This window comes from Priestia sp. BR_2 (assembly GCF_041954005.1).
GTDB lineage: Bacteria > Bacillota > Bacilli > Paenibacillales > Paenibacillaceae > Paenibacillus_AQ > Paenibacillus_AQ lautus_A.
This window is the reverse complement of sequence record NZ_JAVFHM010000192.1, coordinates 1-26,220: the sequence shown is the minus strand read 5'-3', so window position 1 is coordinate 26,220 and position 26,220 is coordinate 1. Positions and strand designations below refer to the sequence as shown.

At 50.2% G+C, this 26,220-nt stretch carries 20 protein-coding genes; all 20 read right to left on the bottom strand.

Features of this window, described 5'->3' with window-relative positions:
* Positions 1-54: 54 nt before the first annotated feature.
* The gene (locus RB298_RS12910; RefSeq protein WP_486047266.1) at positions 55-3,066 is read right to left on the bottom strand and encodes an Ig-like domain-containing protein; all 3,012 of its coding nucleotides are present in this window, start codon (positions 3,064-3,066) and stop codon (positions 55-57) included.
* A 368-nt stretch (positions 3,067-3,434) separates the two neighbouring features.
* Positions 3,435-3,779 carry a hypothetical protein gene (locus tag RB298_RS12905; protein ID WP_009594240.1) on the bottom strand — a complete coding sequence of 115 codons (345 nt, stop codon included), beginning with the start codon at positions 3,777-3,779 and terminating at the stop codon, positions 3,435-3,437.
* 251 nt (positions 3,780-4,030) lie between these two features.
* On the bottom strand, positions 4,031-7,669 hold the full coding sequence (locus RB298_RS12900) for an S-layer homology domain-containing protein (RefSeq protein WP_486047265.1): 3,639 nt from the start codon (positions 7,667-7,669) through the stop codon (positions 4,031-4,033).
* Between the two features lie 217 nt (positions 7,670-7,886).
* A complete protein-coding gene (locus tag RB298_RS12895; RefSeq protein ID WP_009594254.1) occupies positions 7,887-9,011 on the bottom strand; it encodes a glycosyltransferase family 4 protein in 1,125 nt (374 codons plus the stop codon).
* A 114-nt stretch (positions 9,012-9,125) separates the two neighbouring features.
* On the bottom strand, positions 9,126-9,884 hold the full coding sequence (locus RB298_RS12890) for a WecB/TagA/CpsF family glycosyltransferase (RefSeq protein WP_096775861.1): 759 nt from the start codon (positions 9,882-9,884) through the stop codon (positions 9,126-9,128).
* 5 nt (positions 9,885-9,889) lie between these two features.
* Positions 9,890-11,131, bottom strand: a complete 1,242-nt coding sequence (gene csaB / locus RB298_RS12885) for a polysaccharide pyruvyl transferase CsaB (RefSeq protein WP_486047264.1) — start codon at positions 11,129-11,131, stop codon at positions 9,890-9,892.
* On the bottom strand, positions 11,107-13,125 hold the full coding sequence (locus tag RB298_RS12880) for a DUF5693 family protein (RefSeq protein WP_486047263.1): 2,019 nt from the start codon (positions 13,123-13,125) through the stop codon (positions 11,107-11,109). Before RB298_RS12880 ends, csaB begins: the two co-directional genes overlap by 25 nt.
* Before the next feature lie 119 nt (positions 13,126-13,244).
* Positions 13,245-14,963, bottom strand: coding sequence for a phospho-sugar mutase (locus RB298_RS12875; RefSeq protein WP_486047262.1), 1,719 nt, complete (start codon positions 14,961-14,963; stop codon positions 13,245-13,247).
* 45 nt (positions 14,964-15,008) lie between these two features.
* The gene (fabZ, locus tag RB298_RS12870; protein ID WP_007133270.1) at positions 15,009-15,440 is read right to left on the bottom strand and encodes a 3-hydroxyacyl-ACP dehydratase FabZ; all 432 of its coding nucleotides are present in this window, start codon (positions 15,438-15,440) and stop codon (positions 15,009-15,011) included.
* A 500-nt stretch (positions 15,441-15,940) separates the two neighbouring features.
* Complete coding sequence (locus tag RB298_RS12865) at positions 15,941-16,141, bottom strand: DNA-directed RNA polymerase subunit beta (protein ID WP_009594210.1); 201 nt, start codon at positions 16,139-16,141, stop codon at positions 15,941-15,943.
* Between the two features lie 9 nt (positions 16,142-16,150).
* Positions 16,151-16,978: a flagellar hook-basal body protein gene (locus RB298_RS12860; RefSeq protein ID WP_486047261.1), complete on the bottom strand. Its 828-nt coding sequence runs from the start codon at positions 16,976-16,978 to the stop codon at positions 16,151-16,153.
* A gap of 68 nt (positions 16,979-17,046) precedes the next feature.
* Positions 17,047-17,928, bottom strand: a complete 882-nt coding sequence (locus RB298_RS12855; RefSeq protein ID WP_036660349.1) for a flagellar hook-basal body protein — start codon at positions 17,926-17,928, stop codon at positions 17,047-17,049.
* A gap of 101 nt (positions 17,929-18,029) precedes the next feature.
* The gene (gene mreB, locus RB298_RS12850; RefSeq protein ID WP_036660372.1) at positions 18,030-19,028 is read right to left on the bottom strand and encodes a rod shape-determining protein; all 999 of its coding nucleotides are present in this window, start codon (positions 19,026-19,028) and stop codon (positions 18,030-18,032) included.
* Between the two features lie 196 nt (positions 19,029-19,224).
* On the bottom strand, positions 19,225-19,509 hold the full coding sequence (gene spoIIID / locus RB298_RS12845; protein ID WP_009594246.1) for a sporulation transcriptional regulator SpoIIID: 285 nt from the start codon (positions 19,507-19,509) through the stop codon (positions 19,225-19,227).
* A 261-nt stretch (positions 19,510-19,770) separates the two neighbouring features.
* Positions 19,771-20,511: a M23 family metallopeptidase gene (locus RB298_RS12840; RefSeq protein ID WP_015737742.1), complete on the bottom strand. Its 741-nt coding sequence runs from the start codon at positions 20,509-20,511 to the stop codon at positions 19,771-19,773.
* Positions 20,512-20,622: 111 nt separating this feature from the next.
* Positions 20,623-22,197 carry a stage II sporulation protein D gene (spoIID, locus tag RB298_RS12835; RefSeq protein ID WP_486047260.1) on the bottom strand — a complete coding sequence of 525 codons (1,575 nt, stop codon included), beginning with the start codon at positions 22,195-22,197 and terminating at the stop codon, positions 20,623-20,625.
* Positions 22,198-22,517: 320 nt separating this feature from the next.
* The gene (gene murA / locus RB298_RS12830; RefSeq protein WP_176502510.1) at positions 22,518-23,864 is read right to left on the bottom strand and encodes a UDP-N-acetylglucosamine 1-carboxyvinyltransferase; all 1,347 of its coding nucleotides are present in this window, start codon (positions 23,862-23,864) and stop codon (positions 22,518-22,520) included.
* A 500-nt stretch (positions 23,865-24,364) separates the two neighbouring features.
* On the bottom strand, positions 24,365-24,619 hold the full coding sequence (locus RB298_RS12825) for a DUF1146 family protein (RefSeq protein ID WP_009590551.1): 255 nt from the start codon (positions 24,617-24,619) through the stop codon (positions 24,365-24,367).
* A 662-nt stretch (positions 24,620-25,281) separates the two neighbouring features.
* Positions 25,282-25,686, bottom strand: a complete 405-nt coding sequence (locus tag RB298_RS12820) for a F0F1 ATP synthase subunit epsilon (RefSeq protein WP_015737745.1) — start codon at positions 25,684-25,686, stop codon at positions 25,282-25,284.
* A gap of 99 nt (positions 25,687-25,785) precedes the next feature.
* Positions 25,786-26,220 (bottom strand): ATP synthase beta subunit C-terminal domain-containing protein (locus RB298_RS12815; protein WP_486047259.1); only part of this gene is annotated, 435 nt, incomplete at its 5' end.

The window sequence follows — 26,220 nt, the reverse complement described above, 5'->3', positions numbered from 1 at the left end:
AAAGGCCAGAGAGCCATTGCCCTCTGACCTTTTTGGATACACTAACCAGTAATCTTAGTTAGTTTTGATTGGACCTTTAGCAGCAATAACATTTCCTGCTTGGTCTTGGATGTATCTAGCACCCGATTTGATTTCAATAGTGTACAGTTCTTTAGAACCACTATTGTCTTCAATAGTAACTAACAGGTGAGCTGCTTCAGTTGCAGTAGCCGCCACTGGTCTTACAGTATAAGTGAAGTTAGGTTGCGTTCCAGCACCAGTGAATGCAGGAACTACCTTTCTGTCAGAAAGACGCTTAACTTCCAGGTCTGCAGGATAAAGTTCAACCAAACCAGCGTTATCTTTAAGATCTTCTGTTACATAGATTTTCGCTGTGTATGTGGAGCTAGTTGCAGTTCCTTGAGTTGCATATACATTTTGACCAGAAGCAACTTCAGGCTTAACTTCATCATCAAAATTGTTAGCAACTACTGCATCAGTAGTTGTACCAAGAGTCAATCTGTTACCAGAAACTCCATTGAAGGTAGTTCCAGCGAATTCAACTGTAAGCCCAGTTGTATCATAATGATCCTCGTTAAGTGTGATAGTGATAACATCATTGTTGTTAGTTACAACATCCTTAACAACAGCACCATTAACTTTTACAGTGTTCTTGTTAACTGTACCCGAAACCGCTTGGTTCAATTTAACCTTGATTTCTTTTTTACCAGTCAAGGAACCTTGATACGTATCATTGTAAGTAGATTTAACTTCCAATGTATTGAACAGTCTAATTTCAATTGGGTAGGACAATGGAGTCAGGTAGTTGCCAGAAGCATCCTTCACTCCTGTTACTGTCAAATGCGACCAGCTAGCATTATCAATTACAGTTGATCCGATTTCAGAAGGCAATTCAATAACAACTGCTTTGGAATCTTGAATTACAGTCAACTGAGCATTGTTCGGCAATGGAGTAGGCTCACCATTGATTGTAAGTTGATAGTTAGCACGGTTCAGTAAGGATTCAGCGTCCATTTTTTCATTGAACACTACAACCGCACGACGAACGCTATCAGTGATATTGAAAGAAGCACCTGCAAATTCAGGTCTTGTAGTATCACCAACACTTACAGTTGTGCTGTAGTCTTGCATTACGTTACCCAATACTGTGTTATCTTTGATTCCTTTGATTTCAACAGTACTAGTTCCTTCAGGAAGTGCAGAGTAGAAATCCACCAACAATTTGTTGTTGTCGGATACATTTGCTGTACGGATTGGTTGTACTTTACCGTCTTTATCCTTCACAGTAACCAAAGACTCAAAGTTTTGATCAGGATTAATTGGTTTGTTGAATGTAACAACCAAACGTTTTTTGTCAGCAGCATCTACACGAGCATCAACAACTGTTGGACGCTCAGTGTCAATTTGTGCAGTTACTTGTTTGGAAGTTTCGGAAATTTGGTTGCCGGAGTAATCTTTAACTCCTTCTACAAAAATTGTAGTGGCATAAGTTGGCAAGGCATTTTCTTTCTTGAAATAGAACTCGTATTTGTTACCAGCAACAGCTGTGAAGGATTCAGGGTTAATCTTCGAAGCTCCACGCAGGTGGTAAACATTGCTTGTGGACAGAGTATCAGGATCAATGTCTTCGCTGAATGTTACTGTCAACTTTTCAAGGGTAGCAGTAGCTTCTTGAATTGTCGGAGCAGTTGTATCTTCAACTACAGAGAATTTGTGCTCGGATTTCAAGGACTTAAATCCTGCGAAATCTTCAACACCCGATACAGTCAGAGTATGCTCACCTACAGACAGAGTTTCAGCAGATTTAACTACCCACTCACGTCCTTCAACTTTTGGCTCACCGTAGAAACCTTTGCCATCAAGTTGGAACGTACCTGTAAGAGTTTGTTTAACCGGCTCGCTGAATACGATTTTAACTGCTTTAGTACCCAGACCAGTTACACTAACCACCTCTGGAAGTTTGTTGTCAACTGGAGCGAACTCAATATCTTTAGCAGAGATTGTTTTAGTTCCAGCTTTAACACCAGATACAGTCAGGTTGTATTTTTGTTGGTTGTTCAATTGATTTTCTACAGTCAAAGTAACAGCATTTTTAGCGTCATTCAGCTTAGCTGTTTTAACATTGTTGCTACCGCTGATTTTGTAGTTATCTTTCAGTTCTGCAGTCGCTTTATCAACTTCACCGTCGAAAGTTACTACAACTTCTTTCAGGTTGTCAGCAGCAACGCCTTGTACTTTGCTTGCTTCAGTAACAACCCACTTAACTGTTTCAGTGTAGTCATAGTTGTTATGTGTGAATTTCACTTCAGTATCTTTGTTAGGAACAAGAGCAGTGTCAAGAGTTACTTTCACAACTTCGCTGTTAGCGAGCGTGAACTCAACTACTTTACCGTTCTCGGATACTTTGTAAGTTGCTACAGCTGGTTTTTGTTGAGCCAGGTAGATGGAGTAAGCAACGTCAACCAGTTGGGAACGGGAAGCGTTCGCTTTAGGGTTCGCTTTAGCGTCTACCAGACCAGCGTTGATTGCTGCTTGCACATAACCTTTAGCCCAGTCAGAAGCGTTGTTGTTAGTTTCTGTAGGGATTTCGAGTTTTTGTGCAGTAACGAGAACCTTCGCCATTTCTTGAACGGTGATTTTACCGTTGAAGTCGAAGATCATTTTTGTCGTGTTTTTACCTTCCATCAGACCTGCAGCGTAAACTGCTTCTACGTAAGGAGCTGGCCATTTGTCAGCTTTGTAGTTTTTGTCTTTGAAAGATGCTTTGCCTTCGATTGGCTCAAGACCCATGATACCAACCAGGACTTTAGCGAACTCAGCGCGAGTCATTTCTTTGTCCAGGCCAGCAGTTCCGTCTGGATAACCAGTGAAGATCCCTTTTTCTTTCAGTACATCAAATTTCTGTTGAGTGTTGAGTGCGTCGTCACCGAATGCAACAGAAGCAAACATGGAGAATGCCATTGCTGTAGACAGTGCTACGGATAAAATTTTCTTCATAACCTTTTTTTCTCCTCCTTGAATCATCACTTGATTATTTTCTTTAATTTGGTAGCTCTTATCACTCATTTGTCCTGCACCTCCTTTCCCGAGTTGAGCATAAATCATAAATGATGTCTGTGACGATATCACAGAATCTTGTTAACGAGAGAACACTACATACTAGAATAGATTCCTAATCCTACCTAGGTATTATACAACGAGTCCCCAACACCGTAAAGAACATTTTTCTAATTAATAGACAATCTTCTTGCATCGGATAATCTTGGTTACTTCGTTGGCTCTACATTATAAACGTTTGATTTTCCAAAAAGTTGCGGCAGTTGCAAAGTTTTTTTAAAAAATTTTTTCGAAGTTTCCCCGCTTCGTATAACAGCCCTCCATTTACATATTGCGACAACAAAAAAAGACGCCTTATCGGCGTCCTTTGTAGAATGCTAGCGAATCTTCATAGCGAGCTGGATAATCCGCGCGCGCATCTCCGGATTGCTGTGCAGCGTGCTGTACATCTGATCGATCTCCGCTTTATTCGTACGATATGTCTTATCATGTTTAATTGTAGTATGTGACCATTGGATCAACGCATTCTCAGCCGCTGTCATTTCGTTAAATGAATCATGAAAGCCTGTCTCAACAACGAGTCCCTCCATGACTTCCTGAGTTATCTCATCATGAGTGGCACGAGCCAGCTCAATCTTCTTCTCCATCACTTTGGCTTTTTCCTCGAACTTGGTCTTCGCCTTCATGTAGTCGAGCTGCGCTTTTGATAATATCGGCTTCATAAATTCATCTTCACCCTCTAAAAATAGTATGTGCTTCCGCTATTGTAGCGTATTCTACATGAAATTACAAAACAATAGATATTGGTAAACGGTTTCCGCGGGGCATATGACGCCCATAAGATCTTGTTAATTATGACATATATAACCTGTTCAGTAATAGCTGCGCAGGAAAAAACGAGAGCACTGCCAATAGAAATTGGGCATCGGCTCTCGTTCCTTTTGTCATGCAAATCCTAACTTATGAATAATGCTTACAGCATTTTCAGCTTGCTCATCATGCGTTTTACGACGGTTGCCGTATCGGCACGATTCAGCACCGCATCCGGGTTGAAGTTGTAAGTCGGCTTTCTCTCGCCTTCCTTCAAGCTGTTCGCCACGCCGGTCAGAATGCCGGCCTTGCTTACGGCAAGAATGGCTGGATAGGAGTAGTTCGACTTGATATTGCCCACATCTTCGAATTGCTTCTGAAGCGCTGCTTTATCTTTTTCGACTTCGCCCATCTTCAGGTTCAGCGCGCGTGCGATCATGTTGGCCGCTTCTTCGCGGGTCAGCTCCATATTCGGAGCAAAGCTTCGAGGCGCAATGCCGCGGATGATCCCTTTTCGGGCTGCCGTCTCGATGTAGCGGTAATCCCACTGCATGCTGTTGACGACACTTTCCTGATAAATGTCATCAAAGGTCAGCTTGTTCTTGTCGGTATCGTAATCCAACGGAATATCCAGCAGCTTCACGATAATCGTAGCAAATTCGCCGCGAGTCATCGGATCGTACACGCCGAACGCATCCTGCTTGGACGCTTTCATGTATCCTCTGGCCAGCATCAATTCGATATCGTTGCGGGCGGTCTTATGCGAGATCGCATCGGAATAGCTGTAACGCAAGGATTTAACGGCGTAGTAACCGAAGCCCTTGAATGGAGCGGTAATGGTTTTCTTCTTGGCGTCTACTTTTCCGCCGATGTTGATCCAGGTTCCTTGGGACGGGTTGTACCACCAGATGCCCAGGTTGCTGGAAGCCGAGTTCACCAGCGCGGAATCGTATTTCAAGGTAATCGTACCTTTTTGCGAGAGCTCCATCCAGTTCTGCGGAATCAGGCGTTGATGGAATTCGTGCCCTTTTGCGTACGGATGTGTTGCCGCTTTTACATTAAAGTCTTCCACGTTGCTGCTGTAGGCATTAAGTGAACCTGCATCCAGCCAGTAAAGCGGAGACGCATATCCGAAATGTGCAGCCGGCGTGAAACGGAACGCATTGTTGTTATCCCCTGGAATCAGGGACAGGCGTCCGTCCATTTCCACGCCGTTCTCGATTTCGCCGATCCGGTTATAGGCTTTAATCGTACGACCATCGATCTGGTTGGCAATGCCGAACAGGATGTCATGCTCGCCGAGCAGGTTGATCGTTGGCACTTCAGCCGTAGGGCTTGATTTCGCCTGCTGAAGCACGGTGCCTTTCGGCAAGGACAGCGATACGCCGCCTTTAAATACGGACACTTTACCGGACTTCGAAATATTCGTTTTATACTGGGAGCCTTCCGTTGCATCGTCGGTGTACGTTACGACGAATTGGCCGTTTGTCTTTTTGGTGCCTTGTTCGATCGTGAACTTGATGGTGTTTTTGCCGTTTTTCAGGTTCTTGACCTCAAGACGGAAAATGTCGCTGATTTCGGATTTCACCATTGGCGTTTTGCCAATCAGAATGGCGTCCGCGCCTTCAGCCTTGATGCTTACCTCTACAAAGTTCTGTTTCAGTACGCCTTCGTTCGGAAGTTTCGGAGACAGCACTTGATAAGGTGCACGTTCGCGCGTGATTTCGATGGTATCGGTGGTTGTAACCGACTGATAACGCGAACCGATACTGATTGCCTGTAAACCAACCTCTGGTAGTGCGAGCTCTTTGAACACTACGCGAGCCGAGCTGGAGTTTGCGCCATTGCCAATGGTAAAGTAACGGTCGTAATCCGCCGGATTAATGGGATCCAATTGCGTCTTCAGGGCACCGCCCGAAAGAGTCCAGGTTCCTTGGTTGTTTTTGGTAAATACTGCAAAGATGGTTGGCGTCGGATGACTGAGGTTCACCGTAATCTCATCCGTGTATTCCACTTCAAATCGCAGACCCAAAGCTTTTTCATACGTGTTATAAGCGTTCTCAGCCGTTTCTCGGAACAATCCGTCCGGATCGGATTCCGTTGCGGAACCAACCGGGAATGGGATCATGTTTTTGATAACCGAACGGGTATCGCTAAAATAAAGCAGGGTTAGCTTCGTCGAGATTTTCCCACTCTTGTCGGCGACTACCAACGTATTCGGACCTGGAATCAGCTGCAGGAACGTCGTATCCGTAAAGCTGAATTCCCCGTTGCCGTTCACGTTCAGATCGCGAGTGTTTCCGTTCAGGGAAATCGTAAGTCCTGTAGTCCCTGTGTAGTTGACAATGCGTCCTGTCACTTGGTTGAATTCCGAGCTGTTCTTAAATACCTGGTTGTTGTACAAATTGAAAATATCAATATAAGAAGAAGACAAGAACGTCACCGGGATGACTTTGGTATCGGAAACGCCCGAACCATTGCTGACCTTGATGATCAGGTTCTGCTGACCTGTCGGCAGGTTCGTGATTTTGAAAACCGTGTGGCCGCCGTAGGTAAACTTCTGGGCGATCGTGCCGCCGCCCTTGCTGGACTCAATCTCGACATTGCCTGCGTTCACTTGCTCGACCATTAGATAGACCGGCAGTTCATTCAGGACGGTGTTGTTACTGCTCGGGAAAATGGATTGGGAGGTAGCCGATACCGTTCCTCCGCTCTCCGTTACGCCGTATAATTGGTAGACCTGCTTGATGGTAGGCGCATTGACATCGCGGTAAGTAAAAGAATTCTTCACATCAAAGCCCGTGGTAGAATCCTTAGTGAGTACAAAATAATCCCCGCTCTGAGTGATGCTGGTTGTGCCAGTCGTTGTAAAAGGATACATCAAGGTATTGCCCAGCAAGCTTGCCGCACCTACGGTTGCCGGCGAGGTGGTGATCGGATTTGTGGATCCTACCTGAAATACGGATACTTCAAGAATCGGGGGAACCGCCGGGGTACCAGCCGGAGGAGCATCCACGATCACATAACCGGAGATGACGCCGTTCACCGTACCGGTTACTACCGCTTGCCCATCGATATTTGTGCCGCCAATCTTCAGTTGATTGACAGTTATGGAACCTGTCGGATGATAAACGACCTGTCTATTGATGGTCTGGGATTTCGATTCGGAGTTCACGACGATCACCAGATCGTTGACACCCTTCTGCAGCAGGATCCCTGCGGAGTAATACGTATCGCCGCCGCCGGCATACATACTCTGCCCATTGACGGTAACACCCTTGGATCCATTCGTCGCTTTGACGGAAATGCTGACGGTCTGCGTAGTAACGACAACCGGCTTAGAAGCATTCTCTTCCAGAACGCGTCCATCACTGAGCGCTACTTCGTAAACAGCCGGTACATCGGAGAACTTCACATAGGCCGTAGCACTCATCTGCTGGCCTTGCGTGCTCATGCCGGACACGATGATTTTGTTCACGCCCTGATTCAACTGCACATTCAGGAACTCGAACGTATTCGCTGCTTCGTCCAGAATCGGCTTGACGCCGGTGCCGCCCGTGGTTGTGTCATCGAACCGTTTGATTTCATAAGAGATGGTGTTCGGGTTAATGCCGTTGTAGGTACCCGTAACCGATATCGAGCTCCGGTTCTCCGGGGTTGGAGAATTCGGATCCGTACTTAGATTGGAAAAGTGAAAAAACAAGGCTCCATTTGCAGCTGAAGCCGGTAATGCCGGAATAAGGGAAAAGAACATAGCAATGGCCAATAACAGGCTTGCTATTGTACGGAAATTTTTCTTCAACGGTTGTGCCTCCTTGATCATTCGGACGTTGGCGTCCGTTTTGGGTGTTGCGTCGTTCACTGGGTCCCCTCGCTTTCACTGACAGATTGGTACTTGCGCATAGTTCATATATCGGTCCCAGACATTCAATTATTTAGAAAAAAACACAAAAAAGCCTCACCCTTTTTGGGCGAGGCTGGCATGTCCGTACCGGACTCATAATGAAAAAGAATAAGTTCTATTTGGTGCGGCTTTCGGGATTTGCCTTCATCCGCATCCGGTTAATCAGCCCGAGAATCGGCCGTTTGGTCTTGCCGACCAGTCCGATGACTTCGGCACCGATCTGCATGAAACACATCATGACGCAGATAACCACAAACGTCACCCAGTTCGCTTCATACATGGCAGCCGACGATTGAATGACGGCCAATACGCCGAAGAACGCGGCAATGACGTAAATGATCAACACGGTCTGGCGATGGCTGAATCCAAGCTCGCGCAGGCAGTGATGCAAATGGCCCTTGTCCGGAGCAAAGATCGGTTTCTTCTGGATTTTGCGGCGAATGATCGCGAAGAACGTATCCGACAACGGAACGCCGATAATGATCAGCGGCGTAATAAAGGATACAATCGCAATCTGCTTAAATCCAAGCAGGGACAGCATGGCCAAACTGAATCCAAGGAATAATGACCCCGTATCTCCCATGAAAATCTTTGCCGGATGGAAGTTGAAAAACAGGAAACCGATAATGCTGCCGAGGAGCAGCAGGCAGAGCAGGGCTACGGTTGTGTTGCCCATCAAGACGGCCATGACCAGGATCGTGCCGATCGCAATGCCGGATACGCCTGCTGCAAGTCCGTCGAGCCCGTCAATCAAATTAATCGCGTTCGTTACGCCGACGATCCAGAAGATCGTAAGCGGAATCGATACCCAGCTCTCCAGCATGGAGTACCGGTCCTGGAACGGTATATTTACAAAGTCCACGGTAATATTAAATCCGAATACAACCACGCAAGCAGCTGCAATCTGAGCCAAAAACTTCACTTTGGCCGAAAGTTCAAATCGATCATCCAAGGCTCCGATCAATACGATCATGGAACCGCCGATCAGAAATGCCTTCATGAAGTTGGCATCACGAGGCGACAGGCTATCCGGCAAAAAAGGAAGAACCGCAATCAGTCCAAGAATAAAAGCCAGATAAATGCCGAGTCCCCCGAGTCGGGGCATGATCCGGGTATGAACCTTGCGGGCGTTAGGAACGTCAACGGCACCAATCTTAACCGCAAACTTCTTTACAAGCGGCGTTAAGAGCAGAGCGAGCGCCAGCGATACGATAAACCCGATGATGTATATCATTAACATGTAATCATTCGACCCCCAATAAAAGTCTACCGGTTGAATTATACTCCCTTCGGGTCCGAAAACCAATGCCAATTTCCGGTGATTTCCCGGATTTTACCCACAGAAATGAGCCATTTAGCTCGATTTCGTTACGTTTTCTTTCTCGCGCAGCACTTTCACTACGAATTTCGGCAGCGCAAGCATTCTTTTGTAACGGGTGGGCTCCTTCAGAAGGCGATAAAACCATTCGAGACGCAGCTTTTGGAACACCTTCGGTGCCCGCTTCAGTTTGCCGGAGATAATATCGAACGATCCCCCGACGCCCATCACGACCGGAACCTGGAGCGCCTGTTTATGCTGTGCAATCCAAGGCTCCTGGTTATCCGCACCGCGCGCCACAAACAAAATATCCGGTGAAGCCGCCCGTATCTGTTCGATGACGGCAGCATCTTCATCAGGCCCAAAAAAACCGTCCCGGCAGCCGCATATAATTGCAGCCGGATATTGCATTTGTAACCTTTCGGCAGCTTCCTGAATCACTTCGGCGGTAGTTCCCAGCAGAAAGAACTTCCATCTATAGGTTTCCCCGACCTTCAACAATTCATGTAAAAGCTCGAAGCCGGTTACGCGTCCCTCCAACGGATCGCCGCCCACACCGGCGGCCCAGACGATTCCGGTGCCGTCCGGAACGATGATTTCAGCGCTTTGCATCATCTCTTTATACTCCGGATTGTTGACGGCCGTCATCACCATGATCGGATTCGCCGTGATCACATGATGGGGCTGCCCCGACTGCACAGCCTCTGTCAGGTATTTCACCGTATCTTTCATGCTTAGCTTGGAAAAAGGAATCTCGAATACCGATACGGTAGGAAATGGATAGGTCTGTTTCATGTTTATCATCCTCTATGGCGTAAATATTGGGCAATATGGCGTGCAGGCATGGCAGCCTCGCGTTTCAGCACGGCAATCTGCTCGCCATGCTCCGCCTTCCATGCCGCTGCATCGTCCAACAGCTTCAGCATCTGATCCTTTAATACGTTCGGGTCAAGAGATTCACTGCTTCCGACAGGCTCGCTGCCAAGCCGCTTCAAGAAGTGGTTGATTTTCGGATCATAAGAAATTCCGAGCAGCGGCACGCTCTGATTCGCGGCATAGATCAGGCTATGCAGGCGCATGCCCAATATCATATCACAACGGCTAACCTCGCGCAGCATGTCCTGCGGCTGCTTCTCATCGCGATAGAAACTCAAGGCAGAGCCATTCTTGGAGATATCGCCCATGGCATCCGCTATAAACTGCGAAGCCTCAATATCATCCGGCTGATGAAAAGGAAGAAAGCGAAGATGCACCGGTCGTTGTCCGGCCAACGCCTTTAAACCTTCCGCTACAGCCTTCAACTCTTTTCGTTCCGGATGCCAATACCGAACCGAAATGCCTATGACCGGCAGAGAGCCTTTCGTGTCTCCGCTTGATGACGAGGATGCCTTTACAGGTTCTTCGGATGATTCGTGCTGCTCTTCTATAGAAGAAACTAGTGCAGCTTCATCCTCTTTCAACGCTGCTGATCCCGGGTGGGAATCCCGATGGACACCCTCTCCGGCCGGCAGCGGCAACCCCATTACCGGGTCCGGCACGACGTGCACGGCTTCCCCCGATATTCCCATGGACTGAAGCAGTTCGCCCGACTGCATGTCCCGCACCGAGATATACGTGCATTTACGGAAGATCGAGCGAATCATCGGATAAAACAGTTTACGGTTCACCGGGCCAACGCCTTGGGCATAAATAAACGTCGGTTTACCGAGCCACTGCGCGATCTTGAGAACGCCCAGATAATAAGGAATGGTCTTCGGACTGGTAGCATCCTGCAGCAGGCTTCCTCCGCCGCTGATCAAGCCGTCGCTGTCCTTGATCGCCTGTCGAACCTCACCGAGCTTCATCCGATGAACGGATTTAACCCCGTAGGCAGCCGAAGTCCATTCCGGATCGATGGAAAGCACAACGGGGTTGATATCGACCCCCGCTGCCTGTCCTTCCTGCTCTAATGCGGTCAGAATCGATTTCAGTACCGCTTCGTCACCGCTATTTTTAAATCCGTAATATCCGGAAATGACTATTGTCTTAGAAGTGGAGACCATCGTTTCCAGATCCTTTCTGCCACTTGCCATACCAATATCGCGATCAATCCGATGATCAGGCCGAGTCCAAGGCCCAATACGACGCGAATCGCCGAAATATAAAGAGGCGTGTGAATATGCGTGAATGTTCCGACCATCGACAGCTGCCCCATCACGCCGATAATGAGAAGGTATACGGCATGACGATACTTAAATGACAGGAACACGCCGAGTACCATCATCGGATGAGCAAGCAAGAATTCCTTGTTACGCGGACGTACGCCAAACGTATTTTCCAGGAATGTACGGAATGTCATTTCGATCGAAGATACGGACCCTGCATTACCTGTACGGGTGAGATAGTACCAGCCAACAATGGCCACAATCCCTGCTGCGATGACCCATGTCAACGAGATCGGTGCTTTAAGCAGCTTCAGAATTGCGCTGTAAGTCGATCCTCCGCGATATAGAACCACGTAGATCGCAATAAGTCCAATCGGAGCTGCAGCCAGCAAGCTCACGCCACGGAACTGATCCAGCACGAGCATATAGGTCACATTGTTCAATAACGCAACAACGATCGGTACAGCCGCAAGCGACAAAATCGAGGTTTTGACCAGCAATACGATCGAATGGGTCATTCTTCTGCCAGGACTCATGTCCGGAATGCTCTTCTGCGTTTCATTGACTTTGCGAATGGCCAATATGACGGCAACCGTTGGAGCGCTGATCGCGGCAAATAAAGCCAAGGCCTGTTCAAGCAATGTCGGCTTTAGAACATACAATCCGGCGCTGCCCACGAGCCCGATCAGGAAGGCTGCAATCGTCAAGAACGGAATGTAATAGGAAATCACGAGCGAAATCAGCGCGATGGCTCCCACGACCGCCCCAAGCTTGAAGTAACGCTGCAAGGACGAGTCGGTTACCTTAAACGGCTCTGCAGGACCCATGGTGAAGCCATTGTCCTCGATCTGCTTGATGGCTTGGCCCGATCCGGTCAAACTGTCAATCAGATTGTCGAGCGGATGCGTAACGGTAGCCTTGGTCATATCCCGGCTCGGCTCTGCATTCAAATAGAACATCCGAATGTTACGGTCTTTGGATGCCAGGGCAAAGCGGTCCCCGATAACCTCGGGCTCCAGATTAGCATCCCGCTCGCTTAAGGAATAAATACGGGTTACGTTGTAATCCGTTAAATAGGCAAGTTTCGTAAAGCCTTTTTGCGGACGCTTGATATTCTCAATCGCCACGAGACCGATCCCATGTTCGTTCAACAGCTGGCCAAAGGAATCCAGGCTTTTCATGTCGGCTTGATCATTAAAACCTCTGGCGGAATCCCCTTCGAACAGAATGCGTTTCACGCCGTTATCCGCGAAGTACGCCATCAGCTTCTCCATGTAAGCCTGATCATACGGAAGGCTGTCCGACAGACGCGGCACAATGTTAAAGCCCTTCTCCCTCAGCATGCTGATCGTAATCGGGTCTGGAGACAACGGTTTAATGACCGCATTGGAACGCGGAGTTTCCAGCACCAATCCGTCCACTGCGCGATCGAACTGCCATGATCTTACCGGAATCCCCAGTCTCGTGAACGTATCTTGAATGATGGGTTTAATTAAAGCTGCGCTTTCCTCGTTCAGGAATGCAACATACGTAAAATTCTCGTTCGGGGAGACCGTCGTACCTGTCAGATCGGCGACCTGCTGCCCGTCATATACCGATATCCGCCGCGATTTCGCCAGCTCGTCCAGCGTGCTTTCATAAAGCGCCATACTGATCACGCCAGCTTCTTTCAGGCGATCCAGCTGCTCGGATATAAAATCCTGCGGCTTGGATTGATACACCGCGACATCCAACAAATCCCGATAATCAAACACCAATTCAACGTTCTTTGATGTTGATTCTGTTTGCAGTCGGTCATAACCTACAGGCAGGGCCGCTGCAACGCCAAGAACAACCAGAATCCACAGCCACTTGCGGGCTGCCGTGTTCCAGCGTTTCCATTTCTGAACCACGAAAGTACCTCCTCATCGAACCTGCGGGGATTTACGATGGAGGGCAACAGCAATTTGATGCCTTGCGCAACCATCGTAAATCCCCTTCGTTCTCTTCTCTCATTAAAATGTATCTATGGTTAAGCGTCTACCCGGGCCATGACTTGATCCGAGAGCGATTGAATTTTGGCCTTCGCATCGGCGAGAGATTCGCCGCGCACGGCAAAGTACACTTTGATCTTCGGCTCGGTGCCCGAAGGTCTCAGGCAGAACCAAGAACCGTCTTCAAGCAAATATTTTAACACGTTTTCCTTCGGCAATCCGTCCAAGCCCTCCGCATAGTCAAGGACCTGCTTAACCGTTTGGCCCCCGACCTTCTGGGGCGGATTGTCGCGCCAATCGGACATCTTGGCTTGAATCTGGGCAACGCCATCCTTGCCTTTAAGCGTCCGGGATTCCAGCGTCTCGAGGAAATAACCGAACTGCTCGTAAAGCTCCTGCAGCACATCGTACAGCGTCTTGCCTTGTCCTTTATAGTAGGCGGCGGCTTCGCATATCAGCATCGAGGCCAGCACGGCATCCTTATCGCGCGCATAGTTGCCTGCCAAATAGCCGTAACTCTCCTCATAGCCGAACAGATACGTATGGCTGCCGGACTCCTCGAACTGGGTCATTTTCTCGCCAATGTACTTGAAGCCCGTCAATGTATTCAACACGCCGGCACCATAATGCTCCGCAATCGCCGCTCCCATCTCGCTCGTAACGATGGTCTTGATGACGGCACCGTTATGAGGCAGCTTGCCCGCTTCCTTCAATTGACCCAGCAAATAGTGGATCATGATCGCGCCCGATTGATTGCCTGTCAGCACGACGTATTCGCCCTGAGCGTTCTTCACGACGGCCCCCATGCGATCTGCGTCCGGATCCGTCCCGATCAAAATGTCGGCTCCCACTTCCTCGCCAAGCTTCATCGCAAGCGTGAACGCTTCCCGTTCCTCCGGATTCGGAGATTTCACGGTGGAGAAATTGCCGTCCGGCTGGGCTTGTTCAGGAACGACATGGATATGTTTAAAGCCGATGCTCCGAAGCACCCGCTCGACCGGGGCTTGCCCAGTTCCATGCAGCGGCGTGAATACGATTTTGAAATCCTCGCCCAGCTTGGACGCGATAAGCTCCCGATTCACGCTGACATCGGTCACCGTATCCACAAAAGCCTGATCCTCCGCTTCGCCCAGCCAAACCAACAGACCCTGAGCCTCGGCATCCGCCTGCGACAGCCTTTTCACGGCGGAGAAAGAATCCACCTCCTGAATCCGGGCAATCACGTTCTCCGCTTCGTCCGGCACTAGCTGGCCACCTTCACGGTTGTACACCTTATAGCCGTTATATTCCGGCGGATTATGGCTTGCCGTGATGACAATCCCGCCGGTAGCGCCCAAATGACGCACGCTGAATGACAGTTGCGGCGTAGAACGAAGGGAAGGATACAGCTTGGCTACAATCCCGTTGCCGGCCAGAACCAAAGCAGCCTCCAACGCAAACTCCGGCGAGAAATGCCGGGAATCATGGGCGATGACAACGGAAGGCTTGCCTTCCGCATCGCCGTGAGCCTCCAGAATATACTGCGCAAAGCCTTGCGTTGCGCGACCTACCGTATATTTATTCATCCGGTTGCTGCCTGCACCGATGACGCCGCGCAGACCGCCCGTTCCAAATTCCAGATCACGATAAAACCGCTCCTCCAGCTCTTTGGCATCGTGCTCGAGTGAACGCAGCTCCTGTTTCGTCTCCTCATCTACATAAGGATCATTCAACCAACGCTGTACCGTATCGATTGTTCTCTGACTCATCTCTGACATGAAAAAAAGTCTCCCTTCCTCATCCAAACAAGAATAGTCTGAAAATTACTCCTTATCCGCGAGAGCAAACATAATTTCTCCCTCGGCCACTACGCGTCCATCCACCGTTGCGGTCGCTTTCCCTTTGCCGATCATGCCCTTCAGGCGAATGATCTCGACTTCCAAGCGCAGCGTGTCTCCCGGTACCACTTGTCCACGGAAACGGAAACCGTCAATGCCCGCCAAAAAGCCGAGCTTGCCCCGATTGCTCTCTACGTTGAGAATCGCCACAGCGCCGACTTGCGCCAAAGCTTCTACAATCAGGACTCCCGGCATAACGGCATATTCAGGGAAATGCCCGACAAAAAACGGTTCGTTGATCGTCACGTTCTTGATGCCGACCGCCCGTTTGCCATCCTCGATCTCCACGATCTTATCGACGAGCAAAAACGGGGGACGATGCGGAATAATCTCTTGGATCTGTTTGATGTTCAACATAGTATTAAATCCTCCTTATGTACGTACCCGCCAAGCATAGCGTTTGAAAAGGGGAGTTCGTTCCAGTTGCGCCGCTATGCCGCTTTCTCAAGCAGCGGAAGGTATTGCTGATGGTTGTATCATGCTTCATCTTCGAGGTTCTTTAACGAATTTCGGATCATTTGCATAAAAAGAAGGAGTTGCGGAAAAAATGATGGATATCCTTCACCGCTGCAGAAGTGAAGGTTTCAGATAAGGGGCTTTCTCCTTCGGACATTCCGTGTACGAGGAGAGGGCCCTTTTACAAGTTTTTTGGGGTCCCCGCAAAGTATTTGGAATAAGCATCGCAGCATAGGCTCCACTTTGTGGGGTTATTTTATATACATCCGTCCATTGTCATGAAATGACAAAGTTAATACGCAAGTCCCATCCCATTATACCGTTTAACCCTAAAAAAAGAAAACTCCCTTGCAGGGAGTTCGGCATCTTATCAACGACGTTGTATGTCACCCCGACCTTCGTCACGGTGCGAAAATCAAATCAAAAACATGCTTCCATGTGCCCCATTCAAACACTTCACTAAGCTCCTGATCCCCCAGGACAACATATCCGAAGACCATGCCCCCGAATAATGCCAGTACGAGCAATACAGGAATCATGATACGGACGGCGATTTTCCATCCGGATGTCTTGGAGCGTTTTTTGGCGTTTGATTCACTCATGATGCCCACCTACCCTCGCATTGTGTTGGCAAGGTTCATCATGGTATCGCTGGAACTAAGCGCGCGTGCCGTCAGCTGGTAGGCCCGCTGAACTTCCATCATCTTGGTCAATTCATCGGTCAGGTTCACGTTGGATTGTTCCACAAATCCGGACAGCACCTTGGATTTAGGAGGCTCACCCGGAGCAGGCGGCGTCGTATCGAATACGTCGCCTTCCGCTAAACCATTCCCTAAGACGAACAGGTTATCCCCTACAGCGACCAGTCCCTCCGGACGCTCAAGCTCAACCAGCTTCAAGGTGGCATAAGGAGCCGTACGGCCACCCGTTGGGGTCTCCACGATAATCTGGCCTCTCTCATTAATGGCAACTTTCCCTTTGGCCGGAAGAGAAATCGGATTATCGTTCACGTCAAGCACAGGATAGCCTTGTGAATTGACCAGCAGCAGGTTGTTCGGATTACGGGCGTCCGGGGATACATGGAACCCGCCTTCGCGGGTATATCCGATCGCGCCGTCTCCCTGAACCGCAAACATGGCTTGCCCGTCAATCATCAGATCGAGCGGGTTGCCGGTTTCCTTCATGGCGCCCTGCTCCATGTTTGGCACAACGGAAGTTAATCTCATGCCGTACCCGAGTGTATAGCCAAGCGGCGTCGCACGGCCCGTTCGGTCGAAATCCTTGTGATGGCCCTGAACCTGTGTCAGCACATCCTCAAAGGATGCCTCCTTTTTCTTATAACCAGCCGTGTTGACGTTTGCCATATTGTCCGCAATGACATCCAATCGCTGCTGGAGGGCATTCATCGACACCATGGCGCTTATCATCGAGTTGTTCATTACTTACCTCCCGTGGGCTCCCATTATTTCGGCAGCAATGTGCTGCCTACCTGCTTACAGACGTTAGCTTAGACGCGGCCAATCTCATTGACCGCCTTCTCCAGCGTTCTGTCGTAATATTGAACGATTTTCTGATTCGTTTCATACGCGCGCAGCGCAGCGGTCAATTCCACCATCGACTGCGTTGGATCCACGTTGGACCCTTCGATGAATCCCTGTCGGACCACTCCGTTATCGGCCGGCGTCATAAAACGCACTTCACCGTCCGGATCAGCCATGCGGAACACGCCATGCCCTTCTCGAATCAGTCCATGAGGCTGGCTCACGATGCTGACGCCGAGAATGATGCCCGTCCCTCTGCCAGCGGCGTCCATGATTTCTCCTTGCTCATTCACTGTAAAGTCACTCGCCGGACCTGTCAATACAATCGGTCTGTTATTGTTATCCAGAACCTGATAGCCGCTCTCGCTCAACAGGTTGCCTTCGGGGCTGACCCGGAAGCTGCCGTTGCGGGTGTACCGGACATCTCCGTTCTCGTTCTGAACCGTGAAAAATCCTTCCGGCCGGTAAATCACCTCGCCGTTCTCATCCACGTATCTGCCCGAAGCATCAAACGGATAAGCCTGGCCCGTTGCCGGATTCTGTACCGTAAACGAGGATACCAGCGCAAAGTCCGTTGTCTTGTTCGTTTCCCGGAGCGCACCTTCGGTATAGAGCGAAATGCTCTCCTCGGCGTATACGCCCGTGTTGAACTTACCCAGCTTCCGTCCCGCATTCGACGACTCGTTGCCGCCGATCATGGAGACCAGCACTTCAGGGAACGAGCGCTGTACGCTGTTCGTTGCCTTATAACCTGTCGTGTTAACGTTGGCGATGTTCTGCGTCACCGTATTATGTCGCTGCTCCTGGGTCATCATCCCTGAAGCGGCTGTATATAGACCTCTTAACAATGAAGGCACTTCCCTTCCATTAACGAATCATAAGAACCTTAGTCGATAAACGCTACGGTTCATCTCCATATTCAACTTGTCCTATCATCTATATCGGAAGGTTAGAACTTTTTCTTAACGACCTTGTCCAAATTATCCAGCATAATTCCCGTTCCTTTAACCACACAGTGCATCGGATCTTCAGCGACAAGCACCGGCACCCGAAGCTCGTCCGTCAACAGCTCGTCCAATCCATGAAGCAGCGCGCCGCCGCCCGTTAGAATAACGCCGCGATCGATGATGTCTGCCGACAGCTCAGGCGGAGTGCGCTCCAATACGGATTTGGCTGCGAGCACGATCGATGACACGGGATCCCACAGAGCTTCCTGCACTTCCTCTGACGACACCGTTACGGTAAACGGCAATCCCGATACCATATCGCGTCCGCGAATGTCCATCTCAGCTTGTCTGCCGCCCGGGCGAACCGTTCCGATCGCCATCTTCAAATCTTCTGCCGTCCGTTCCCCGATCAGCAATTTATATTTATGCTTCACGTACTTCGTGATCGCCTCGTCGAACTTGTCCCCTGCCATTTTAATCGAAGAAGCGGTGACCACATCGCCCATGGACAGGACGGCCACATCCGTGGTGCCGCCCCCGATGTCCACAACCATGTTACCGCTCGGTTGGAAAATATCCATTCCTGCGCCGATTGCCGCCGCCTTCGGTTCTTCTTCCAGGAACACATCCCTTGCGCCGCTGCGCTCAGCCGCTTCCCGGATCGCTTTCTGCTCCACCGAAGTAATGTTCGTCGGTGCACAGATCAGGATTCGGGGCCGGCTGTGCCAACTGCGCGCGCCCACGCGATCAATAAAGTACTTCAGCATCGCTTCCGTAATTTCGAAGTCGGCGATGACCCCGTCCCTCAGCGGGCGGATCGCCGTAATGTTGCCGGGAGTACGCCCGACCATGCGCCGTGCTTCCTCACCGACGGCAAGGACTCGTTTGGTGTCGGTCTCAATAGTGACAACGGAAGGTTCGTCTAACACTACCCCCTTCCCCTTTACGTGAATGAGCACGTTCGCCGTTCCGAGATCGATTCCAATATCCTTGCTCAACATCATGAAAAGCCCCCAAAGTGTTATTTTATGGTAAAAGAGTCTGTTCGCTGTACCGTACCACCCTTCGACATAATCTAGCAATCGATGATGATCTTCGGCAAAACAGGTCCCATATTTCGATCCTATACCAGCTTTTAACATATCATACTTTAGGGGAGGGATTCAACGCCAATCTAGCGACCAAAGCCCTAAAAAATCAGGATTTTGCCGTGGCCACCGGTTCACGGTTGCTGCCGGTTTTTTTGTACTTGATCTTGGTAGCTTCTCCGCCTCTCAGATGGCGGATGGATTTGTGGTATTCGAGAATGTGCTTTACCTGATCCGCCAGGTCCGGGTTGATCTCCGGCAGACGTTCGGTTAAGTCCTTATGCACCGTGCTCTTCGACACGCCAAATTCTTTGGCTATAGTTCGAACCGTATGCCTCGTTTCCACGATACAGCGTCCGATCTTAATGGTCCGCTCTTTGATGTAATCGTGCACGCTCCCGCCTCCCTACTGTGTGGATAGTTTGGTACATTATATGAGGGGCCTGACGGGATATTCGCGGTTTCAAGTGCTGACAAGCTTACTTGGACCCATTTATTTTCTGGACATGCCGATCGCGGACAAGCAGAACAGCTCCATAAAACAAGGCGCAGCAAGGGTTGGACTTGCCATCCGAACCCGCAGCAAAAAAAAGACAGGATCCCAAGATCCTGCCTCTTCAAGTGCGCGGTGGGCGCATATGACGAAGAAATGAAATTATTTTTGCGGAAGCACGCTCACAGGGTTGACCAGTTTCCCGCCCTCATACACTTCAAAGTGCACGTGGTTGCCGAGATCCTTCTCAAGCTCGCTGCGTCCGGCCGTCGCGATGGAATCGCCCTGCTTCACTTCAGCGCCTTCCTTCACTTTCACTTCGTTCAAGCTTTGGTACACGGTTTTCGTATCGCCGGATGTAATCTCCACGACGTTGCCGTTGACCGGATGATTCTCGACCCGGGTTACTTTACCCGTAAGCGCGGCTCTAACTTCGAACATCGTGTCATCGGCGGCAGCCAAGTCGATTCCCAGATTCGGCGTGAAGGTGTCGTTATATTGCACCATCGCCTCTTGATGGGTCTCCGGATTCGTCTCGTCAAAGTAAGGTTTGACGATGCTCACCGCCACGTCGTCCGCTACCGGCCAGATCATCGCTTGCGCATTAGCCGTCACTTCTACAGCCTCTCCGTCATTGCCTTCGGTTGCAGCAGGCTTCTCCGAGCCTTGAACCGATTCCGATACGGTTGTTGCTTCCTCTTGTGGGTTCAGCGTCTTTTGGCTGGCGTCCTGGTAGACCCACACGAGGGTTAGTATAATTGCCGCTGCTGCTAAGTATGCTGCCGGGAACACCCACCGTTTGGATAATGCTTTCTTCCACGAAGATGACGTTACCGCCGAATCTCCTTGCACAGTTTTAGGAGTTTCTTCGTGGGGTTTACTATTTTTGTTCTGTTCATTCATTTGCAATCACCTCAGTAACCATTGTTACCGGGGTCAACTCTTTTATACGTTATCTCACTATTATTTTTTTGAGAGGTTGTTTCAAAAGACGTCTTTTGATCACGGAATGAATCAAGGGGCAACTAAAGAGAGAAGATTTGAAGTTTTGTCAAAAGAAATATTCGTATAATAGTGCTCCAGGATCGCTTTCGCTTCATATCCCTCGCGGGCCATGCCCTCTGCTCCATATTGGCTCATGCCGACTCCGTGGCCGTTGCCGTAGGTCGTAATCTCAATCTCTCCGTCTTTCATATGAAGGGTGAATTGGCTGGACCGGAGCCCCAGCTTCTCTCTCACCTCGCGACCGGTGAACTTTTTGCCGCCGACCCGTATGCTCTCAATGCGATGGCCTTGCGTATACGAGAGCACTTTCAAAAAAGAAGAATCCCCTTCCCCGCCTGCCGATACCGGTACGGCTCCATCCGCCAGTCCAAGCTTCCCGATAAACTCCGACCTTGGCATCGTGACCGTTGTCTTGTATTTGGGCGAAATCTTTTTATCCCATGGACTCTCCACGCTGCGCAGGTAGGGAATCTCGTTCTTCCAATAATCCTCTGAATTTTCGGTATACCCGTTGCTGGTGGAGAAAAAAGAAGCCGTAATCGGCTTACCTTCATACGTCATCACCACACCCGCCGTTTCCTTAACGGCCTGCCGCAGTTTCGCCAGCTCGGCTTCCTTCCCCAGCCGACGCCATTCCTTCGTCAGCTCGTCTTGGGCAATATAAGCCTGGTGACTGACCGTGTCGGTCACCAGGGCCTTGCCGTCCGGCACGCCGCTGCGGTCGCCGGACGCCAGTCGCTGCACGATATAGGTTCGTGCCGCGATGGCCTGGGCCTTGAGCGCCTCCAGCTGGAACTCGGCCGGCATCTCGGCGGCCAGGACGCCGACGAGGTATTGTTCCAGCGGCAGCTCCTCCACGGTATCCGTCTTGGTTACATAGACGGATACCGTGGGCTCTTCCGCCGCCTGCGGCTCGGCGGAAGGCAGCGGGGCCGGCCCGGGGGGCAGCGGCTCTGGCGCGTTGTTGCCGGGGGCAACCACCAGCAGAGGCAGCGCCAGCGCCAAGGCCAGCAGCCCGGCCACCGCCCAGACGGCGGGGTGCACCCGCACCCGCCGCTTCCCGGCGGCCGGGCGCCGCGCGGCAAAGCCGCGGCGCCCCCAGCGCGCAGGCCGCACACGGAACGTGCGGCCGCCGCGCGGCACGCGGCCCGGCGCCGCTTGCGCGAAGCGCTGCGGCTCGGCCGCGGAGTGCGGGCCCTGCGGCATGGCCGCCGGCCCGCCGGGGTCTGGCCCGGCGCCATGCGCAGGCGCGCCGGCAGGGCGTTCGGGCGGCGGCGTCTGTGCCGCCCGCGGGCCATGGCCGGACTCGCCGAAGGCGTCCGGCCTGCTCCCCGGGCCGCGGTGCCCGCGCGGCCCTTCCTCCATGTCCTCTGTATCCGATATCGAACGACGGCTTTGTTCTTCTGTCAGCCCGCCTTTCTTCTCAAGCCCCTCAGGAAATTTCCACTTCAACACGGGAGCCGCCGATCCTTCGGACGGCACCTGATAAGACTCAGCACTTCCTTCTTTCCGAACGTCTTTTGAATCGACCGCTCGTTTGTTCCCTGCGGTGCTCACATTCACACGAACCTTCGAATCTTTCATTGCGTTTCCCTCCTGTGCCTTTTCCCCTGGTATAGGCTCTCGTTCATGCTCCATCACGCTCTACTTATACTTATGAGATACGGGCATTTGATAGAACTATTCTAAGAGACGGGAAAAGTATATGGATGAAGAAACGCTACGGCTGACTACAAGCAAGCTAGCAAAGAGTCTCCTATTCATCCGGAATCCCAACATAAGAGGAGGAGGAGTACCTGCAATGATGATGGCATACCCAAAAAAGAAGAGGCCTTGCCTCCATCGGCAAAGCCCCTTCTATGACTTATTGCATCTATTCTGAATGAACAGATCCAGCCTCCCGGTTATACCCAGGTTGGCTGCACTTTAAAATGTTTGGCGTCCTCTGCTTCAGTTGCCGCTTTCTTCGAAACCTTCTCCGTGCTCGGTTCCTCCGTCGAAATACGCCAGATATCCGCGCCAAGTCCGGACAGCTTCTCCGCCAAATGAACATAACCGCGATCAATATGCTGAACGCCGCCAACTTCGGTAGTCCCCTCAGAGACAAGACCGGCTAAAATCAAGGCGGCCCCTGCACGCAGATCCGTTGCCGTTACTTTGGCTCCTTTCAGCTTCGCGCCGCCGGTCACGATGGCGGAACGTCCCTCCACCTTGATCTCCGCATTCATCAATTGGAATTCGTCCACGTGCATAAAGCGGTTCTCAAATACGGTTTCGGTCACGACACTTGTACCTTCCGACACCAGCAAGAGCGCCATCATCTGCGATTGCATGTCGGTTGGGAATCCAGGGTAAGGCAAGGTTTTCACATCCACCGACTTTAACGGCTTGTCAGCGATGACGCGAATCCCGTTCTCGTCCGGCTCGACGGTGATCCCCATCTCCTCCATCTTGGAGATGACAGGGCCGAGATGATCGGCGATGGCTCCTTCCACGTATACGTCCCCGCCGGTAATCGCAGCGGCAGCCATAAAGGTGCCTGCTTCGATCCGGTCAGGAATCACGTTATGCTTCACGCCATGCATCTTCTCAACGCCTTCGATGCGGATCACGCCCGTGCCCGCACCGCGAACTTTGGCTCCCATCGCATTCAGGTAATTCGCTAAATCGACAATTTCCGGCTCTTTCGCCGCATTTTCGATAACCGTTGTCCCTTCAGCCAATGTGGCAGCCATCATAATATTTTCAGTAGCACCTACGCTCGCAACGTCCAAATAGACCTTTGCCCCGCGCAATCTGCCATTGCTCTTAGCTTCAATATATCCTTGTCCGAGGCTGATTTCCGCCCCGAGAGCTTCAAATCCTTTTAGATGCTGATCGATGGGTCTTGTGCCGATAGCACATCCCCCGGGAAGCGAAATCCGGGTTCGTCCACAACGTGCCAATAAAGGTCCCATGACCAGAAAAGACGCCCGCATCTTCCGCACCCATTCATAAGGCGCTTCACATGTCGTTATGTGCTCTGCATTCACACGTATCACTTCATCCTGATATGTAATGCCCGCACCAAGCGACTCCAATACTTTGCTGATTGTAATTACATCGTCAAGAGGAGGCGCGTCAATAATAACACTTTCCCCAACTTCCCCTAGTAGAGAGGCAGCGATGATCGGAAGAACTGAATTTTTTGCTCCGCTGACTTTGACGCTTCCGGTCAGTCTTTTGCCACCGCGGACGATAAATTTGCTCATCATGGTTTCCCTCCGCGTCCATAATTTTCCTGATTGCGTGTGTTAGTAATTAGGTGTTGCTAATTCCCTAACTTTCATCTTAACATTAGTGTTTTCCGCTAAACAAGCGATTTTTGAACTATTTATGACATCTGATACGGTGTCTACATCAGGAATTGAACAATCCATGATGCCACCTTATGAAGCATCTGTTATCCGCAGTATGGACCTACGAAAGGTACCATGGCCGACCAGCACTTGTCAATGCGCAACAATTACCGGGTGAACATTATAGTCCGGAAGTCATAGCGTCCGCCCGATCAGTTTCTTGATTTAAGTGTTAACATAATAAAATGCGTTTATTCGACATCTTCTTCTGAAGCAACCTAACAGAGATATAACCATTCATACCGCAATTAAAACAGACACGTAAAAGATTGCCGAACACATAACCATCCTACAACTCATGTCTGTAAAACAAGCTGTTCCAACACGTTATGTACCACGCCCGTCTTTCGCGTTTAAAACATATATCGGATCATTTGACTCCATGTAATATAGTCAATTAGGAATTCAGCAACAAATCGTCCAAGCACCACCGCCAGCAGCAAATGCAGCAGCTTTCCCTGCGGCCCTTTCGGATGACGGACAACCAAATCCAGCTTTACTTGTTGTAATGCCCACCAAGCCAGTGCGATACAGACCAGTGAAACAACAATCGATATCAATCCGCTAACACCGACGGCACCGATTGAATTGGATAAATCCTGATTCATACTCCCTCCTCCTTCGTGAATTTGTCAGCCCTATTCAGGACCGACTCTTCTATAATACTTGGCTGGAGCCTAAGAATCCAGCACTTTCTATACGACATTTCCTCGGAAATAATAAAATTTATCGACATTGCCCAAAAACGATCAGGAACGCGCCATTAGCTGAAGTCCAAAAAGCTGTTCTTATCGCAATCATGAACCAATGAAACACCAGGAATGGATATAGTTTCATTCCCCATGCTCCTATTTATACTTATTATATTACAAAAAATTACCGGTCCCTAACTTAGCGGCCGGTAAAGCTTCCAGCATGGTTAATTCTTGGAATGACCTTTCTCTCTTAGACGCTATATGTTGTGCTGCGACTCTATAAAAGCAAGGCTTAGATATTTGGGATACCCAACATTTCATAGAATCGCAGGCTCCATGAGCTTCATATGACACCGTTAGAGAGCTGCTTTAGCGAATTCATCCTACTATTCTGACCCTTTAAACGATGAAAAAATTAACTATAATCGACGCGATTCCCAGAAAACAGCCGGCGTTTTCCCCGCTTATCGAAATTTTCCTTGCGATTCACAGCAACAGGATTCAGCTTCTCTGAAATCCTATCCATGCTGTAAACAAAAACAGCTTGGCTGCAAGATTGCAGCCAAGCTGTATTGTTAGTTCCGCGTCACTTTAATCCGGTTCATCGCTCTTTGCAGAGCCAATTCCGCGCGACGATGGTCAACTTCATCTTGTCTTCCCTTCGCATGCAGGCGAGTCTCTGCTCTTTCCTTCGCGGCTTCCGCACGCTCCAGATCGATTTCTCCCGCTCTCTCTGCGCTTTCCGCCAGGATGACAATCTTATCTTTGCGAACTTCGACGAAACCGCCCTGTACCGCAAACGGGGTTCTCTCGTTGCCGATCTTCACAAAGACTGGCGCTATTTGAAGCGGCGTAACGAAGGAAATATGACCAGGCAAAATGCCCAGCTCTCCCTCGACCCCACGCACCGTAACACTGTTCACCTGCTCCGAGTAAACCAAGCGGTCCGGCGTTACGATTTCCAACAAAATGGTGCTCACTTCCATCCCTCCTCACCGTTTTCCGCAGAAAACTCGCGCAGCAGACCTCACAGTCCCACTGAGAGCACTGTTTCGGTCTGCCGATCACGGAGCGTCAGCTTACAATGTTTTTGCTTTTTCAACTGCCTCTTCAATCGTACCTACGAACAGGAAAGCGGCTTCCGGAAGGTGGTCGTGCTTGCCTTCCAGGATCTCTTTAAAGCTGCGTACGGTTTCTTTAACCGGCACATATTTACCAGGAATGCCGTTAAACTGCTCGGCAACGTGGAAAGCCTGGGAAAGGAAACGCTGAACACGACGAGCACGTCCAACGATCGCTTTATCTTCCTCGCTCAGCTCATCCATACCGAGGATTGCAATGATATCTTGAAGCTCGTTGTAGCGAGCCAAAATTTTAGTAACGCCTTGAGCTACATTGTAATGCTCTGCACCAACGATTTCCGGAGCCAAGAAACGGGAGCTGGAGGCCAACGGATCTACCGCAGGATAGATACTGTCTCTTATACACACATGACGCGTCCGACAAAGAGGATA

What these genes read in the sequence shown, in the direction of transcription:
- RB298_RS12910 (WP_486047266.1), bottom strand. Translation starts at nt 3,066, where the DNA reads ATGAGTGATAAGAGCTACCAAATTAAAGAAAATAATCAAGTGATGATT.
- RB298_RS12905 (WP_009594240.1), bottom strand. Translation starts at nt 3,779, where the DNA reads ATGAAGCCGATATTATCAAAAGCGCAGCTCGACTACATGAAGGCGAAG.
- RB298_RS12895 (WP_009594254.1), bottom strand. Translation starts at nt 9,011, where the DNA reads ATGTTAATGATATACATCATCGGGTTTATCGTATCGCTGGCGCTCGCT.
- RB298_RS12890 (WP_096775861.1), bottom strand. Translation starts at nt 9,884, where the DNA reads ATGAAACAGACCTATCCATTTCCTACCGTATCGGTATTCGAGATTCCT.
- csaB (WP_486047264.1), bottom strand. Translation starts at nt 11,131, where the DNA reads ATGGTCTCCACTTCTAAGACAATAGTCATTTCCGGATATTACGGATTT.
- RB298_RS12875 (WP_486047262.1), bottom strand. Translation starts at nt 14,963, where the DNA reads ATGTCAGAGATGAGTCAGAGAACAATCGATACGGTACAGCGTTGGTTG.
- fabZ (WP_007133270.1), bottom strand. Translation starts at nt 15,440, where the DNA reads ATGTTGAACATCAAACAGATCCAAGAGATTATTCCGCATCGTCCCCCG.
- RB298_RS12865 (WP_009594210.1), bottom strand. Translation starts at nt 16,141, where the DNA reads ATGAGTGAATCAAACGCCAAAAAACGCTCCAAGACATCCGGATGGAAA.
- RB298_RS12860 (WP_486047261.1), bottom strand. Translation starts at nt 16,978, where the DNA reads ATGAACAACTCGATGATAAGCGCCATGGTGTCGATGAATGCCCTCCAG.
- mreB (WP_036660372.1), bottom strand. Translation starts at nt 19,028, where the DNA reads ATGTTGAGCAAGGATATTGGAATCGATCTCGGAACGGCGAACGTGCTC.
- RB298_RS12840 (WP_015737742.1), bottom strand. Translation starts at nt 20,511, where the DNA reads ATGAATGAACAGAACAAAAATAGTAAACCCCACGAAGAAACTCCTAAA.
- spoIID (WP_486047260.1), bottom strand. Translation starts at nt 22,197, where the DNA reads ATGAAAGATTCGAAGGTTCGTGTGAATGTGAGCACCGCAGGGAACAAA.
- murA (WP_176502510.1), bottom strand. Translation starts at nt 23,864, where the DNA reads ATGAGCAAATTTATCGTCCGCGGTGGCAAAAGACTGACCGGAAGCGTC.
- RB298_RS12825 (WP_009590551.1), bottom strand. Translation starts at nt 24,619, where the DNA reads ATGAATCAGGATTTATCCAATTCAATCGGTGCCGTCGGTGTTAGCGGA.